Raw genomic sequence first — 16,083 nt, 5'->3', positions numbered from 1 at the left:
CGTCAGGCGGCGGCGGGCTCACCGGCCGCGCGGCGGCGCCGGATCGCGGCCCCGGCGAGGCCGAAGCCGAGCAGCATCATCGCCCAGGTCGCCGGCTCGGGCACCGCGGCGCCGAAGGGCGTGTAGTCGTAGGTGAGCGTGTAGCGCACGCTGCCGCAGAAATCGTCGTCCGCGGGCATCGGCGTGCCGCCGAAGCCGAGCTGGCAGGAGCGCGACAGATGGGTCACCGCGCCGCCCGTCGGCACGCCGGTAATTGTCGTGTCACCCGCCGGCGGCGCGTTGAAGCCGAGATCGAAGCCGTTGAAGTAGACGCGCTGCGAGCCGATGAAATATCCGGTGTCGAGCGTCGCCGACCCGGCGCCGCTGCCGGACACCTCGAAAAAGCCGACATCGACGTCCGCCCCGGGCGTGAGCGCGACGGTGCTGTTGCCGCTACCGACGATCGGGATGAGCAGCGGCGCCGAGAGACCATTGCCGAGCAGCTGCCACGTGCCGTTGACCGACCAGTCAAGCGTTACCGGCGACCCCGTGCCGGAAGGCGCCCGGAGCAGCCACGAGCGGAACTTCGTCACGCTGACGTCGAGGGTCACCTTGTTCAGAGTGCCCAACGTCGAGTCGAAGCGCGGGACGCCCAGCAGGATCGACTCGCTATCCGTCGCGACGATGGTCGCCGCCGAGGCGCCAAGCGGCGCGAGCGCAGCACCGGCCGCCGCGGCGAGAAGCCACTTCCGTACCTTCATGTCGTGAGATCCCCCTACTCCTGTGCGCGGCCATCTAGCCGTTAACCATAAATTCACAAAGGCCCACCTTCTGTCCCATAGCGGGATGGGGCCGCACCGTTGCCGCTTTGCAACGCCCGAGGCTAGGCAGCGCCGCCCGGGGCGATTAAGTCACCCCGCCATGAGCTCGACCAGCACCACCTCGACCAACGACCTTCGTCGCTCGTTCCTCGATTATTTCGGCGGCAGCGGACATCGCATCGTCCCCTCGGCGCCGCTGGTGCCGCAGAACGACCCGACGCTGATGTTCGTCAACGCGGGCATGGTGCCGTTCAAGAACGTCTTCACCGGTCTGGAGACGCGGCCGTACACCACCGCGACCAGCGCGCAGAAATGCGTCCGCGCCGGCGGCAAGCACAATGATCTCGACAATGTCGGCTATACCGCGCGGCACCACACCTTCTTCGAGATGCTCGGCAACTTCTCGTTCGGCGATTACTTCAAGGAGCAGGCGATCACGCACGCGTGGACGCTGCTGACCAAGGAATGGGGGCTGCCGGCCGACAAGCTCACCGCCACCGTCTTCCACACCGACGACCAGGCGTTCGACCTGTGGAAGAAGATCGCGGGCCTGCCCGATCACCGCATCATCCGCATTCCCACCAAGGACAATTTCTGGGCGATGGGATCGGACGGGCCGTGCGGGCCGTGCTCCGAGATCTTCTACGACCATGGCGAGCACATCCCGGGCGGCCCGCCGGGATCGCCGGACGAGGACGGCGACCGCTTCGTCGAGATCTGGAACCTCGTCTTCATGCAGTTCGTGCAGGAGGCCGACGCGATCGTCGGCGACCTGCCGCGCCCGTCGATCGACACCGGCATGGGGCTGGAGCGCGTCGCGGCGGTGATGCAGGGCGTCCACGACAATTACGACACCGACACGTTCAAGGCGCTGATCGCCGCCTCGGGCGCGCTGACCCACACCGCCATTACCGGCGACAATCAGGCGAGCCATCGCGTCATCGCGGATCACCTGCGCTGCTCCGGCTTCCTCGTCGCCGATGGCGTGCTGCCCGCCAATGAGGGCCGCGGCTATGTGCTGCGCCGGATCATGCGCCGCGCCATGCGCCACGCACACCTGCTCGGCGCCAAGGAGCCGCTGATGCACCGGCTGGTGCCCGCGCTCGTCGCCGAGATGGGCGCCGCTTACCCCGAGTTGGTGCGCGCGCAGCCGCTGATCGAGGCGACGCTGCAGCAGGAGGAGACCCGCTTCCGCCAGACGCTGGAGAAGGGCCTGCGCCTGCTCGACGATGCCACCGGCGGGATGAAGCCGGGCGACACGCTGGCGGGCGAGACCGCGTTCAAGCTCTACGACACGTTCGGCTTCCCCTACGACCTCACCGAGGACGCGCTGCGCGCGCAGGGCTATCGCGTCGACCGTGCCGGCTTCGACGCGGCGATGGCCGAGCAGAAGCGCGCCGCTCGAGCGGCGTGGAAGGGGTCGGGCGCGAAGGCCTCGGACGAATTGTGGTTCGACCTTGCCGACCAGTTCGGCGCGACCGAGTTCACCGGCTATGCCAGCGAGAGCGGCGAGGGCGTGGTGCTCGCGCTGGTCAAGGACGGCGCGCGGGTGGAGCGCGCCGCGGCGGGCGACCAGGTCGACGTGATCGTCAACCAGACGCCCTTCTACGGCGAGAGCGGCGGCCAGGTCGGCGACGCGGGCACGCTCGCCACCGACGCGGGCGCCGCCGCGCGGGTCACCGACACGTCGAAGCAGCTCGGCAAGCTGTGGGTGCATCACGCTACGCTCGACGCGGGCGAGCTGGCGGTCGGCGACGCGGTGCGGCTGACGGTCGACCATGCACGCCGCGGCGCGATCCGCGCCAACCACTCCGCCACGCACCTGTTGCACGAGGCACTGCGCCAGCGGCTCGGCACTCACGTGGCGCAGAAGGGCTCGCTGGTCGCTCCCGAGCGGCTGCGCTTCGACGTCTCGCACCCCAGCCCGATGTCGCCCGCCGAGCTCGCCGAGGCCGAGGCAGCGGTCAACGCGCAGATCCGCGGCAACGGCGCGGTCGAGACGCGGCTGATGACCCCGGACGATGCGATCGCGATGGGTGCCATGGCGCTGTTCGGCGAGAAATATGGCGACGAAGTCCGCGTCGTGTCGATGGGCCGCGAGGCCGACGGCGCGACCTATTCGATCGAATTGTGCGGCGGCACGCACGTCGGCGCGCTCGGCGACATCGGCCTGTTCAAGATCGTCGGCGAGAGCGCGGTGTCCAGCGGCGTGCGTCGGGTCGAGGCGCTGACCGGTGAGGCGGCGCGCGCTTACCTGAGCGCGCGCGACGAGACGCTGCGCGCGGTGGCGACGTCGCTTCGCACCACGCCCGACGAGGTGCCCGCGCGCGTGAGCGCGCTGCTCGACGACCGGCGCCGACTCGAGCGCGAGCTGGCCGAGGCGAAGAAGGCGCTCGCGCTCGGCGGCGGTGCCGGCGGCGCGCCGGCGGGGCCGGAGCAGGTCGGCGACGTCGCCTTCGTCGGCCAGGTGCTCGACGGTTTCGATGCCAAAGGCCTGCGCGGTGCGGTCGACGAGGCCAAGCAGCGCATCGGCTCGGGCGTGGCGGCGGTGATCGCGGTCAACGACGGGCGCGCCTCGGTCGCGGTCGGGGTGACCGAGGATCTGGTGGCGCGCTTCAACGCGGTCGAATTGCTGCGCCGGGCGGTCGCCGCGCTGGGCGGACAGGGCGGCGGCGGTCGGCCCGACATGGCGCAGGGAGGCGGGCCCGAAGGGTCACGGGCGGCCGAGGCACTCGCGGCGGTTCGCGCGGCACTGGAAGGGGCAACCGCGGCGGCGTGACGGGGCAGCTGGCTTCCGGCGAACGCAGGAGGCCAGGGTTGCGAGCGTGTCGCCTGCCGCATCCGGGCCCCTGCGTGCGCAGGAGGACGGCGCGGTGATTCGGGGGCGAGCCGCTCGATCCGCCCCACCGCCGCGCGCCACCGCGCGGATTGTCTCAGCCGTCACCTTCTGCTGTATCGTCGCGCGATGAACCGCACCTCCGTCGCGAGTCTGCTCGCGCTCGCCGCCGCCGCGCTCGCCACTCCCGCCACCGCGCGCCAGCTCACCATCGACGACGTCACGATGCTCAGCCGTGTCGGCGCGCCAGCGATGTCCGACGACGGCCACTGGCTGGTGTGGGCGCAGCGCGAGACCGACCTCGACGCCGACCGTGGCCGCTACGACCTGTGGCGGCTCGATCTGACCCGCGCCGGCGCCGCCCCCGAGAAGCTCGCCGCCGACCCCAAGCTCGACGAGAACGATCCGCAGATCGTCGGCACCACCGTCTATTTCAGCGCCGACGACGCGATCTGGGCGGTGCCCGTGACTGGCGGTACGCCGCGCCGGCTCACCGACTTCAAGGGCGGCTTCGGCGGCTTCAGGGTCGCGCCCACCGGTGACAAGCTCGTGGTCTGGGCCGACCGCAACCCAGGTGCGCCCACGCTCGAACTGCCGATGGTGAAGAAGCGCGCCGATGCCGGTGCGGGCCGCACCTATGACCAGCTGTTCGTGCGCCACTGGGATACTTGGGCGGACGGCACCCGCTCGCAGCTCTTCGTGATCCCGCTCACCGCGCAGGGCGCGCGCGGCAACGGGCGCTCGGTGATGGGCGGGCTGGTCGGCGACACACCGTCCAAACCGTTCGGCGGCGGGGAGGAAGTGAGCTGGAGCCCGGACGGGCGCACGCTCTTTTTCGCGCTGCGCGAGGCGGGTCGGATCGAGCCGCTGTCGACCAACCTCGACGTCTTCCAGGTGCCGGCCGACGCCAGCGCCGCGCCGACCAACCTGACCGCCGCGAACCGCGCCACCGATACCCAGCCGAGCGTCTCGCCCGATGGCCGCACGCTCGCCTATCTGGCGATGCGCCGCCCCGGCTACGAGGCCGATCGCTACGTGCTCACGCTGCGCGACCTTGCGACCGGGCGATCGACCTCGCTGACCGAGCGCTGGGACCGCTCGGTCGGGTCGCTGCGCTGGGCGCCCGACTCGCGCTCGCTCTACGTCACCGCCGAGGACACGCAGGAGAACCCATTGTGGCGCGTCGACGCGCGCAGCGGGCAGGTCACGCGGCTGACCGAGCAGGGCAATGTCGCCGCCGTGGCGGTCGGCGCGCGCGGAGCGGTGGTGGTGATGAACAGCCTCACCGCGCCCGACGACTTCTACCGCGTGGCGCCGGGTCGCGCGCCGCAGCGGCTCACCAGCGTCAACGCCGCCAGGCTCGCGGGCATCGACATGCCGGCGGTCGAGCGGTTCAGCTTCAAGGGTGCCAACGACGACACCGTCTGGGGCTATGCGGTGCGGCCGGCGGGCAGCACCGGCAAGCTGCCGATCGCCTATATGGTCCACGGCGGGCCGCAGGGATCGAGCAACAACAGCTGGTCGTATCGCTGGAACCCGGCGGTGTTCGCCGGTGCGGGCTATGCGCTGGTGGCGGTCGATTTCCACGGCTCGACCGGTTACGGCCAGGCGTTCACCGACGCGATCCGCGACAACTGGGGCGGCTGGCCGCTCGAGGACCTGCAGAAGGGCCTCGCCGCCGCTACCGCCCGGTTCGACTGGATGGACGGCGGCAACGCCTGCGCGCTCGGCGCGAGCTACGGCGGCTATATGATGAACTGGATCGAGGGGCGCTGGCCCGATCGCTTCAAGTGCATCGTCCAGCACGATGGCGTCTTCGACGCGCGCGCCATGGCGTACGAGACCGAGGAGCTGTGGTTCGACGAGTGGGAACATGGCGGCAAGGCCTATTTCGAGGACCCGCAAGCGTTCGAGAAGTGGAACCCGGTCAACTACGTCGATCGCTGGAAGACGCCGCAGCTGGTGATCACCGGCGAGAAGGACTTCCGCATCCCCTACACGCAGGGGCTGGCGGCGTTCACGGCGCTGCAACGCCGCGACATCCCGTCGCGTCTGCTCGTGTTTCCGGCCGAGAACCATTGGGTGCTCAAGCCCAAGGATTCGCGCCAATGGTATCGCGAGGTGATCGGCTGGATGAACCGCTGGACCGGGCGAGCGACGCAGTGACATAGCCGGCGGTGGAACGGGCGAGGCTAACCTGGGTTGGTGGAAGAACCCGTCCAGGAGAGCCGACGATGTACGCTGCCCCGATCCGTTATCGCCCCGACCTCGAGCAGGTCAAGCCCGACGAGGCAGAGACGGTCGCGCAGCTCAACGCGACCTTCGACCGGATCCTGGAGACGACGCACGAGGATTACGGCCATGCCGTTCGCGCCGTTCACGCCAAGGCGCACGGCGTGCTCGAGGGTGTGCTGACGATCGATGCCGACCTGCCGCCCGAGTTGGCGCAGGGCCTGTTCGCCACGCCGGGGGAGCATCGAGTCATGATGCGGCTCTCGACCAACCCGGGTGATATTCTCGACGATGCCATCTCCCTGCCGCGCGGGCTGGCGATCAAGGTGTTCGACGTAGACGGCGAGCGCCTGCCCGGTGCCGAGGGCCGCACGCAGGACTTCGTCATGGTCAACGGCAAGGTGTTCCAGGCCAGGGACGCGGACAAATTCCTCGGCAGCCTCAAGCTGCTCGCGCCGACCACCGACGCGATCGAAGGGGGGAAGAAGGCGTTGTCCGCGGTGCTGCGCGGAGTGCGGAGCGTGATCGGCTCGGTCGGCCTCGAGAGCCCGGCGATCAACTCGCTCGGCGGCGCGCCCAACGTCGATCCCGTCGGCGAGACCTATTACAGCGTGACGCCGTTCCGCTACGGCGATCATGTCGCCAAGTTCAGCCTTCGGCCGACTGCGCCGGGGCTTCGCGCGCGCAAGGGCGATATCATCGACACCGACGGCGAGCGCGACGCGATCCGGCGCGCCGTGCAGGAGGGCTTGCGCGACATCGAGGGCGAGTGGGAGTTCCGCGTCCAGCTCGCGCGCGACGAGAATCAGCAGTCGATAGAGGATCCCACGGTGGAGTGGGACGAGGAGGAGGCGCCCTTTCACCGCGTGGGCGTGATCCGCACGCGGGCGCAGGACAGCTGGGACCCGGCACGGGTCGAGCAGGTCAACGAACAGCTGCGCTTCAGCGTGTGGACCGGGCTCGCCGCGCACCAGCCGCTGGGCAACATCAACCGCGCGCGCCGCGACACCTATCGTCATTCGGCCGACTTCCGCGCGCGAGCGAACGGTTGTCCGATCCACGAACCGGTCTGAGGCGCGCCGGTATCATCTCGTTAAGCCTGCGCATTTAACGTAATTTCTCAGGTGATTGAGGAAGTACGCGTGCGCGAGGGACCGTTGTGGGACGCGATCAAGCGATCGCAGCTGGTGATCGAGTTCACGCCCGATGGCACGATCACCTGGGTGAACGAGCGATTCCTCAAGGCGATGGGCTATGCCGCGCGCGAGGTGGAGGGGCGGCACCATCGCACCTTGTGCCCCGCCGCCTTCGCCGCCTCGGCGGACTATGCCGCGCTGTGGCGCGCGCTGGCCGAGGGCAAGCACCAGAGCGGCCTCTTCGAGCGCGTCGCGCGTGACGGCAGCGCCGTGTGGTTGCGCGCGGTCTATACTCCCATCACGGGCGAGAACGGCGCGGTCGAGCGGATCGTCAAGTTCGCCAGCGACGTGACCGCCGAGGTCAACCTCGCCGACGAGGTCGAGCTACGGCTGCGCGAGAGCCAGCGCTACCGCGGCCAGGCCGAGGTCGATCGTGGCAAGATGGAGACGTTGGTCGAGCAGCTCGCCGGTGTGGTCGACGCGATCGCGGGCATCGCGGCGCAGACCAACCTGCTCGCGCTCAACGCCTCGATCGAGGCGGCGCGCGCGGGCGACGCCGGGCGCGGTTTCGCGGTGGTCGCGGCCGAGGTGAAGAAACTGGCCGGCGACACCCAGGCGGCGACGCTGCGTGCGCGGCAGATGATCGCGGCGTAGCGCACCGTGACGATGTTGAGCGGCTTATAGCTGATCGGCTACCGCCGCCGGATCAAGCCCTCCTGCGCCACGCTCGCGACCAATCGCCCGTCGCGCGCATAGATCGTGCCGCGATTGAGACCGCGGCCGCCGCCCGACCAGGGACTGTCCGCCGCGTACAACAGCCACTCGTCCGCGCGCGCCGGCGCGTGCAGCCACAATGTATGGTCGAGGCTCGCGGTCTGCATCCCCGGCGTCGTCCAGCTCACGCCGTGCGGCAGCATCGAGGTGCTGAGCAGCGCGGTGTCACTGGCATAGGCCAGGATCGCGCGATGCACCGCCGCGTCGTCGCCGAGCGGCGCCACTGTGCGGAACCAGCTGTGCTGCACCGGCTCGCGCGGCGCGGGATCGGTCCAGCGGCGCGGCGCGACCGGGCGAAACTCGATCGGGCGCTCGCGCAGCAGCGGCTCGCGCCAGCGCTCCGGAATCGTCTCGCGCTGCTCCATCCGCCACGCGCGCTCGCTCCGCAGCGTCTCGGGCGCGGGTACGTCGGGCATCGGCGACTGGTGGTGCAAGCCGGCCTCGTCGCGCTGGAACGAGGCGGTGAGCGTCAGGATCGGCCGCTCGTCCTGCCACGCCACCACCCGCCGGGTGGCGAAGCTGGCACCGTCGAAGTCGCGTGCGACGCGATAGTCGATCGGCGCGGCCTCCGACCCCGGCCGCATGAAATAGGCGTGGAGCGAGTGCGCTGCGCGGCCGTCGACGGTGCGCTGCGCCGCCTGGAGCGCCTGCGCCACCACCTGTCCGCCGAAGACGCGCCCGACCCCGCCGGTCGAGCGGCGCCCGCGGAACAGGTCGACGTCGACCGCGACCACGTCGAGCAGATCGACGAGGTCGGCGACGAGCGCGGCGGGCGTCGTCTCCGCCATCGCGCGCCTCAATAGCCCGCCGCGCGTGCGAGCCGGTCGGCGTGGTAGTGCGTGTCGCCGAACATCTCGGCGAGCACGCGCGCGCGCTTCATGTAGAAGCCGACGTCATATTCGTCGGTCATGCCGATCCCGCCGTGCATCTGCACGCTCTCCTGCACCGACAGCGTCGTCGCCAGCCCGGTCATCGCCTTGGCGACCGAGACCGCCTCGTCGGCGGCGTCGCTGCCCGCGTCGAGCAGCTGCTGCGCCTTGAGCACCGCGGCGCGCGCCACTTCCATCTCGCTGTAGAGATGCGCGGCGCGGTGCTGCAGCGCCTGGAAACTGCCGATCGGCACGCCGAACTGCTTGCGCTGCTTGAGATAGCCGATCGTCATGTCCATCGCGCCGGCGCCGACGCCGACCAGCTCGGCCGCCGCGCCGGTGCGCCCGGCGCGCAGCACTCGATCGAGCACCGTGCGGCCGCCGTCGACCTCGCCCAGCGCCGCGTCGGCATCGACCGTCACGTCCTCCAGCGTCAGCCGCGCGGCGACGCTCGAGTCGGCGAGTCGCTCGGGCGTGACAGTCAGCCCGGCGACGTCGAGCGGCACCGCGAACAAGGTGATCCCCTCGACGTCGTCGTCGCCGCCGGCGGTGCGCGCGGCGACGATCAGCACGTCGGCGACATGGCCGTGCGTGACGAACTGCTTGGCGCCGGAGAGGCGGAAGCCGTTGCCGGCGCGCTCGGCGCGGAGCGCGACACGGTCGCGGTGCTTGGCGCCCTCGTCGATAGCGAGTGCGGCAACCGTCTCGCCCGCGAGGATGCCGGGATACCAGCGTGCCGCCTGCGCGCTGCCGCGCAGCGCCTCCACCGCCGCGACCGCCGTGGTGAGGAAGGGCGAGGGCGAGAGGTTGCGCCCGATCTCCTCGAGCACCACGCCGGCCTCGACATGGCCGAGCCCGAGCCCGCCCTGGTCCTCGCCGATCAGGATGCCGGTGAAGCCCATCTCGGCGAACTGCTTCCACAGCTCGCGCGAGAAGCCGGCGGGGTCGTTCGAGTCGCGCAGGTGGCGGAGGTGGGAGACGGGGGCGTGCTCGGCGACGAACTCCTTGACGGTATCGCGCAGCATCGTCTGTTCGTCATTGAGGTAGAGCGGCATGGTGGCATTCCCGTGTTCCGGCGGACGCCGGAACCCAGGGTTCCGGGTGCGCCGCTTTGTGGCCCTGGGCTCCTGCGTGCGCAGGAGCACGGTCTCGATCTAGGCCCCCGGCAGCTCGAGGATCCGCTTGGCGACGATGTTGAGCTGGATCTCGCTCGTCCCACCCTCGATCGAGTTGGCCTTGGTGCGCAGCCAGGCGCGCGCGCCCGCACCGCCGCGCGAGCGCTCGCTCTCCCATTCGAGGGCGTCCGAGCCGCCGGCCGCCATCATCAGCTCGTGGCGTGCCTTGTTCAGCTCGGTGCCGACATACTTCATCATGCTCGGCTGCGCGGGATGCGCGCGCCCGGCCTTGAGCTCGTCGATGAAGCGCTCGGACATTGCCGCGAACGCCTTGGCGCGGACCTCGAACGAGGCGATCTGCGCGCGCAGCAGCGGGTCGGCGAGGCGGCCGTCGTGATCGAGCCCGACCGTCGCGATCGCGCCCTCCACCAGCGGGTTGCGCCCGCCGCTCGCGAGCCCCATGCCGCTGATCATCTCGCGCTCGTGCCCGAGGAGATATTTGGCGACGTCCCAGCCCTTGTTCTCGTCGTGGACGCGATTGGCCTTGGGCACCTTCACGCCGTCCATGAAGGTCTCGCAGAAGGGTGAGTAACCGCTGATCAGCAGGATCGGCTTGGTCGAGACGCCGGGCGAGTCCATGTCGAACAGCACGAAGCTGATGCCGCCCTGCTTCGATTCCTTGCTGGTGCGCACCAGGCAGAAAATCCAGTCGGCCTTGTCGGCATAGCTGGTCCACACCTTCTGGCCGTTGACGACATAATGGTCGCCCGCGTCCTCGGCGCTGGCGGCGAGCCCGGCCAAGTCTGAGCCGGCGTTTGGTTCGGAATAGCCCTGACACCAGCGGATTCCGCCGCGCGCGATCTTCGGCAGATGCTCCAACTTCTGCGCCTCGGTGCCGTATTTCAGCAACGCCGGGCCGAGCATCGAGATGCCGAACGAGTTGAGGGGGTTGCGCGCGCTAATCGCGGCCATCTCCTCGCGCAGCACCTTGGTCTCGGCGGGAGAGAGCCCGCCGCCGCCATATTCCTTCGGCCAGTCGGGAACGGTCCAGCCGCGCTCGGCCATCGCCTTGAGCCAGCGCGCCTGCGGCGGGTTGGCGGCGGGATCGTAGCGTCGGCCGCCCCAGCAGATGTCGGTGTCGGCGCGCACCGGTTCGCGCATCTCGGGCGGGCAGTTCGCGGCGAGCCACGCGCGGGTCTCGCTGCGGAAGGTGTCGAGGTCGGTCATCGCTGGGTCCTCGCGGGAGAGATGAGGTGGGCGGCGGGGGCGGCGGTGGTGCAGTTAGAGCCGCTTGCTCCGCCTCGTCCGCCCACCGGCGTCATCCCGAACTTGTTTCGGGATCCACGGTGCCGCCTACTCAGGTGCGGCGGCGTGTGCGGGACGGTGGATCCTGGATCGAGTTCAGGATGACGGAAAGGGGTTGGGACGCGCGGGTCACCGCTGTTGGTCTCGTGCTGCCGCCGCCTTCCGCCTCGCCGATGCCCGGCCGCCACCCTCACTTGATCGTGCCCGCGCGCAGGCTCTTCGCCACCGTGAAGCCATGCTTCTCCAGCCCGGCGACGACTTTGTCATAGCCCTCGGTCTTCGCCCAGAACATCGGGCCGCCGCGGTAGACCGGCCAGCCGTAGCCGTAGATCCACACCACATCGACGTCGGACGCGCGCTGCGCCTTGCCTTCCTCCAGGATCAGCGCGCCCTCGTTGACCATCGGGTAGAGCGTGCGCTCGACGATCTCCTCGTCGGTCACCTCATGCTGCGGCGTGCCGGTCTTCTCGCGCCACTCCTGGATGATCTCGGCGACGCGGGGCGAGGGGCTCGGATTGCGCTTCTCGTCATAGTCGTAGAAGCCAGCCTGCTTCTTCTGGCCCCAGCGGCCCTCGGCGGCGAGCGCGTCGCGGACGTTCTCGATGCGGCTCGGGTCGCGGTGCCAGCCGATGTCGACGCCTGCGAGATCGGCCATCTGGAACGGCCCCATGGGCATGCCGAACGCGGTGTGGACTCGATCGATCTGCTCGGGCGTGGCGCCTTCGAGCAGCAGCTTGTTGGCCTCGACCTGGCGCGGCATCAGCATGCGGTTGCCGATGAAGCCGTAGGTGACGCCCGCCACCACCGCGACCTTCCGGATCCGCTTGGCCAGCGCCATCACCGTCGCGAGCACGTCGGACGCGGTCTCCGCACCGCGCACCACCTCCAGCAGCTTCATCACATTGGCGGGCGAGAAGAAGTGCATGCCCAGCACATCCTGCGGCCGCTTCGTGCAGGCGGCGATCGCGTCGATGTCGAGATAGGAGGTGTTGGAGGCGAGGATCGCGCCCGGCTTGGCGATGCCGTCGAGCCGGGCGAAGATCTCCTGCTTCACCTCCATATTCTCGTACACCGCCTCGATGACGAGGTCGCAGTCGGCGAGCGAGTCGAAGTCGAGCGTCGGCGTCAGCGCCGCCATCGCCGCCTCGACCTGTTCGGGCTTCATCCGCCCCTTGGCAGCGGTCGCCTCGTAGTTCCTGCGGATGACGCCGATGCCGCGGTCGAGTGCCTCCTGCGCCATCTCGACGATCGTCACGGGGATGCCCGCGGAGAGGAAGTTCATCGCGATCCCGCCGCCCATCGTGCCGGCGCCGATCACGCCGACCCGTGCGATCGGGCGCAGCGCGGTGTCGGTGGGGACGTCGTCGATCCTGGCGGCCTGGCGCTCGGCGAAGAAGATGTGGCGCTGCGCCGCCGATTGCGTGCCGGTCATCAGCCGCATGAACGCCTGCCGCTCATAGGCGAGCCCCTCCGCGAAGGGCAGCTCGGTCGCCTTGACGACGCAGTCGATGTTGGCGGCGGGCGCGTCGAAGCCGCGGAAGCGGCGGGCGTTCTCCTTCGTGAACGCGGCAACCGCCTCCGGATCGGCCGCGACGGTCTTCTCGGCGGCGCGCGGGATCGGTCGCTTCGCCTTGACCTCGTCGGCGAAGGCGAGCGCGTCGGCGACGAGACTGTCCTCGCCGACGATCCGGTCGATCAGCCCCGCCTCCTGCGCGCGCCGCGCCGAGATCGGCTCGCCCTTGGCGGTCATCTCGAGCGCGAGCCGCACCCCGGCGAGCCGCGGCAACCGCTGCGTCCCGCCCGCGCCCGGCAGCAGGCCGAGCTTCACCTCGGGCGTACCGATCTTCGCGGAGGGCACCGCGACGCGATAGTGGCAGCCGAGCGCCACCTCGCAGCCGCCGCCCAGCGCGGTGCCGTGGATCGCGGCGACCACCGGCTTGCCGCACGCCTCGATCATGTCGACCAGCACCGGCAGCAACGGCTCGACCGGCGGCTTGCCGAACTCGGTGATGTCCGCGCCCGCGAAGAAGGTGCGGCCGTCGCAGCGGATCACCATCGCCGCGATCGACTGGTCCGCGGCGCCCTCCTTGATCGCGGCCTCCAGCCCGATCCGCACCGCGGCGCCGAGCGCGTTCACCGGCGGGTTGTCGGAGACGATGACGAGCACGTCGCCGTGGCGCTCGGTGCGGATCGGGGAAGAGGCGGTCATGCGGGCGTTGCTCCTGCGGCGGCGGTGTTGCGCTGGTCGGAATGGGTCAGTGAAGGCGCGGTCGGTCGTGGCGGTGCCTCGCACCGCAGTACCGGACACGTCGGTCGAGTTGCGTCAAACGTCCGGCGCATCGGCGTGTTATTGCCTTCGTGGCCATACCTCACCTTCTAACCTTCGGACGCTGTATCGCCTTGAGCAGGCCGAAAATCAACTCTAGTCTCGCCCCACAACGAACCCGATGTTCGAGCGAAGAGAGGCGGCAATGGCGATGGAGGACGGGCAGGGTGCCGGCTGGCCGGCGCGGTCGCACGATGAGGTGCGCGCGCTGCTCACCGCGCCGGGCAGTGCCTTCGAGATGGAGACGGTGACGATCCGCGGGGTGCCGACGCGCACCTGGAAGCACGCGCCGCCGACGCTGCGTGCCCTGCTGGAGGCGAGCCGTGGTCACGGCGAGCGGCTGATGACGATCCATGAGGACGAGCGGGTCAGCTACGCCGCACACGCGCGGGCGGTGGCGGCGCTCGCCGCCGAGCTGGTGTCGCGGGGCGTGCGCGCGGGTGACCGGGTGGCGATCGCGATGCGCAACCTGCCCGATTACCCCGTGGCGCTGTTCGCCATCACCGCGCTCGGTGCGGTCGCCGTGCCGCTCAATGCCTGGTGGAGCGGCGAGGAGATGCGCTACGCGCTCGACGACTCGGGGGCACGCATGCTGATCGTCGACGCCGAGCGGCACGAGCGGCTGATCCCGCTGTACGGGCTGTTGCGCCACCTAGGCGATGTGCTGGTGACTCGCGCCACAGGTACGCTGGGACGCCCGGCCACCGCGCTGGAAGCGCTGATCGGCCCGCCTGCGCAATGGGGATCGCTGCCCGAGCGACCGCTGCCCCCCGTCGCGCTCGCGCCGGACGATCCAGCGGTGATCTTCTACACCAGCGGCACCACCGGCCGGCCCAAGGGGGCGCTCGGCACGCATCGCAATCTCACCACCAACATCATGAGCAGCGCTTATGCCGCGGCGCGAAACGCGCTGCGCCGCGGCGAGGCGCCCCCGCCGTCGACGCCGCGCGTGTTGCTGACGGTGATCCCGCTGTTCCACGTCACCGCCTGCTCGGCGGCGCTGATGGGCGCGGTAGCGAGCGGCTCGACCTCGATCTTCATGCGCCGCTGGGACGCGGTAGGCGCGATGGAGCTGATCGAGCGCGAGCGGGTCGCGGTCACCGGCGGCGTGCCGACCATCGCGTGGCAGTTGCTCGACCACCCCGAACGTGCGCGCTTCGATCTCTCCAGCCTCGAGTCGATCGCGTACGGGGGCGCGCCGGCGGCGCCCGAACTGGCGAAGCGGCTCCGCGCCGAGTTCGGCGTATGGCCGCAGAACGGCTGGGGCATGACCGAGACGATGGCGACGGTGACCTCGCTGGCTGCGGAGGATTATCTCGCGCGGCCGGAGAGCGCCGGCCTGCCGGTGGCGGTGGCCGACGTGATCATCACCGACGACGAAGGGGTCTCGCTTCCCGTCGGCACGGCAGGGGAGGTCCGCGCGCGCGGTCCGATGGTGGTGGCGGGCTATTGGAACCGCCCCGAGGCGACCGCCGAGACCTTCGTCGAGGGGTGGGTCCGCACCGGTGATGTCGGCCGGCTCGACGCGGAAGGGTTCCTCTACATCCTCGACCGCGCCAAGGACGTGGTGATCCGCGGCGGCGAGAATATCTACTCGATCGAGGTCGAGAACGTACTCCAGGCGCATCCGGCGGTGAGCGAATGCGCGGTGATCGGCACGCCGCATCGCGTGCTCGGCGAGGAGCCGGTCGCGGTGGTGCGGCTCATCCCGGGCGCCGCCGCCGGGGAAACCGAATTGCAGTGCTGGGTGCGCGAGCGGCTCGCCGCCTTCAAGGTGCCCGCGGCGATCCGCTTCACCGCCGAGCCGCTGCCGCGCAACGCCAACGGCAAGATCCTCAAGCGCGAGCTCAAGGGCTTGTTCCGGGAACGTTTCGCGGCGTAGGGCTGTTCCGCTGTGGAGCGGGGAATGGCAATGCGGGTGACACGGGACTTCCTGCGCGGGCGCGGCCGCGACGCGATGAGCGAGGCGGACAAGGATATCCTCGAACGCGCGGTCGATCGCATCGATACCTTGCCCGCGCGCACGATCGTGACGCGGCGCGGTGACCGACTGCGCAACAGCACGCTGCTGCTCGAGGGCGCGATGTGCCGCTACATGGACGCGCGCGACGGCTTCCGTCAGCTCGTCGCCTTGCAGGTGCCCGGCGATTTCGTCGACCTCCACGGTTATCCGCTGCACCGGCTCGACCACGACGTCGGCACGTTGACCGAGGCGCGGGTCGCGGTGGTCCCACACGCCGCGATCGACTCGATCGTCGCCGATCATCCCCAGCTCGCTCGCATCCTGTGGCGCTCGACGCTGCTCGACGCCGCGCTGCACCGCGAGTGGATCTTCCGCATCGGCCGGCTCGACGCCGCGGGGCGGATCGCGCACTTCCTGCTGGAGACCTACCACCGGCTCAAGGCGACCGGGCGCGGCGGCAACGGCACGTTCGAGCTGGCGCTGATCCAGCAGGATCTCGGCGAGGCGTGCGGGCTCACCAGCGTCCACGTCAACCGCACGCTGCGGCGGCTTCGCGAGGAGAAGCTGGTCGAGGCGGTGCGCGGTACGGTGACGATCCTGGACGAGAGCGGGCTGGCGCGCGTCGGCGAGTTCGACCCCGATTACCTCTACCTCGAGGAAGGACCCTGGCAGGCTGCCGCCGCCTGACGCCCGCGCGCTTTCACGCCGTCTTTCCTCTCGCTAGGTT

General features: G+C 70.2%; 11 protein-coding genes. 6 read left to right on the top strand and 5 right to left on the bottom strand.

The window, feature by feature from the left end; translation table 11 throughout:
• Positions 1 to 2 precede the first annotated feature (2 nt).
• Complete coding sequence (locus KZ820_RS21745) at positions 3 to 740, bottom strand: PEPxxWA-CTERM sorting domain-containing protein (RefSeq protein WP_258047717.1); 738 nt, start codon at positions 738 to 740, stop codon at positions 3 to 5.
• A gap of 160 nt (positions 741 to 900) precedes the next feature.
• On the opposite strand from KZ820_RS21745, the gene alaS reads away from it, so the two are divergent.
• The 4 genes from alaS to KZ820_RS22115 all read left to right on the top strand — a co-directional run bounded on the left by alaS (position 901) and on the right by KZ820_RS22115 (position 7,658).
• On the top strand, positions 901 to 3,579 hold the full coding sequence (gene alaS, locus KZ820_RS03625; protein ID WP_219747292.1) for an alanine--tRNA ligase: 2,679 nt from the start codon (positions 901 to 903) through the stop codon (positions 3,577 to 3,579).
• A gap of 186 nt (positions 3,580 to 3,765) precedes the next feature.
• Entirely contained in the window at positions 3,766 to 5,802 is a 2,037-nt protein-coding gene (locus tag KZ820_RS03620) for a S9 family peptidase (RefSeq protein ID WP_219747291.1), read from the top strand.
• A gap of 68 nt (positions 5,803 to 5,870) precedes the next feature.
• Positions 5,871 to 6,941, top strand: a complete 1,071-nt coding sequence (locus KZ820_RS03615) for a catalase family protein (RefSeq protein WP_219747290.1) — start codon at positions 5,871 to 5,873, stop codon at positions 6,939 to 6,941.
• Between the two features lie 69 nt (positions 6,942 to 7,010).
• On the top strand, positions 7,011 to 7,658 hold the full coding sequence (locus KZ820_RS22115) for a methyl-accepting chemotaxis protein (RefSeq protein ID WP_308462113.1): 648 nt from the start codon (positions 7,011 to 7,013) through the stop codon (positions 7,656 to 7,658).
• Between the two features lie 38 nt (positions 7,659 to 7,696).
• Here KZ820_RS22115 and KZ820_RS03605 read toward each other — a convergent pair whose 3' ends face one another.
• The 4 genes from KZ820_RS03605 to KZ820_RS03590 all read right to left on the bottom strand — a co-directional run bounded on the left by KZ820_RS03605 (position 7,697) and on the right by KZ820_RS03590 (position 13,276).
• Positions 7,697 to 8,566: an acyl-CoA thioesterase gene (locus KZ820_RS03605; RefSeq protein WP_219747289.1), complete on the bottom strand. Its 870-nt coding sequence runs from the start codon at positions 8,564 to 8,566 to the stop codon at positions 7,697 to 7,699.
• A gap of 8 nt (positions 8,567 to 8,574) precedes the next feature.
• Positions 8,575 to 9,702, bottom strand: a complete 1,128-nt coding sequence (locus KZ820_RS03600; protein ID WP_219747288.1) for an acyl-CoA dehydrogenase family protein — start codon at positions 9,700 to 9,702, stop codon at positions 8,575 to 8,577.
• 99 nt (positions 9,703 to 9,801) lie between these two features.
• Positions 9,802 to 10,989, bottom strand: coding sequence for an acyl-CoA dehydrogenase family protein (locus tag KZ820_RS03595; protein WP_219747287.1), 1,188 nt, complete (start codon positions 10,987 to 10,989; stop codon positions 9,802 to 9,804).
• Positions 10,990 to 11,257: 268 nt separating this feature from the next.
• Positions 11,258 to 13,276 (bottom strand): 3-hydroxyacyl-CoA dehydrogenase NAD-binding domain-containing protein, encoded by a 2,019-nt coding sequence (locus KZ820_RS03590; protein WP_219747286.1) that lies wholly within the window; start codon positions 13,274 to 13,276, stop codon positions 11,258 to 11,260.
• Between the two features lie 238 nt (positions 13,277 to 13,514).
• On the opposite strand from KZ820_RS03590, the gene KZ820_RS03585 reads away from it, so the two are divergent.
• Both KZ820_RS03585 and KZ820_RS03580 read left to right on the top strand, forming a co-directional pair.
• The gene (locus KZ820_RS03585) at positions 13,515 to 15,275 is read left to right on the top strand and encodes a class I adenylate-forming enzyme family protein (protein WP_373368996.1); all 1,761 of its coding nucleotides are present in this window, start codon (positions 13,515 to 13,517) and stop codon (positions 15,273 to 15,275) included.
• A 30-nt stretch (positions 15,276 to 15,305) separates the two neighbouring features.
• Positions 15,306 to 16,043: a Crp/Fnr family transcriptional regulator gene (locus KZ820_RS03580; RefSeq protein WP_219747285.1), complete on the top strand. Its 738-nt coding sequence runs from the start codon at positions 15,306 to 15,308 to the stop codon at positions 16,041 to 16,043.
• Positions 16,044 to 16,083: the final 40 nt, after the last annotated feature.

This window comes from Sphingomonas citri (assembly GCF_019429485.1).
GTDB lineage: Bacteria > Pseudomonadota > Alphaproteobacteria > Sphingomonadales > Sphingomonadaceae > Sphingomonas > Sphingomonas citri.
This window is presented reverse-complemented; position numbering and strand designations above follow the sequence as displayed.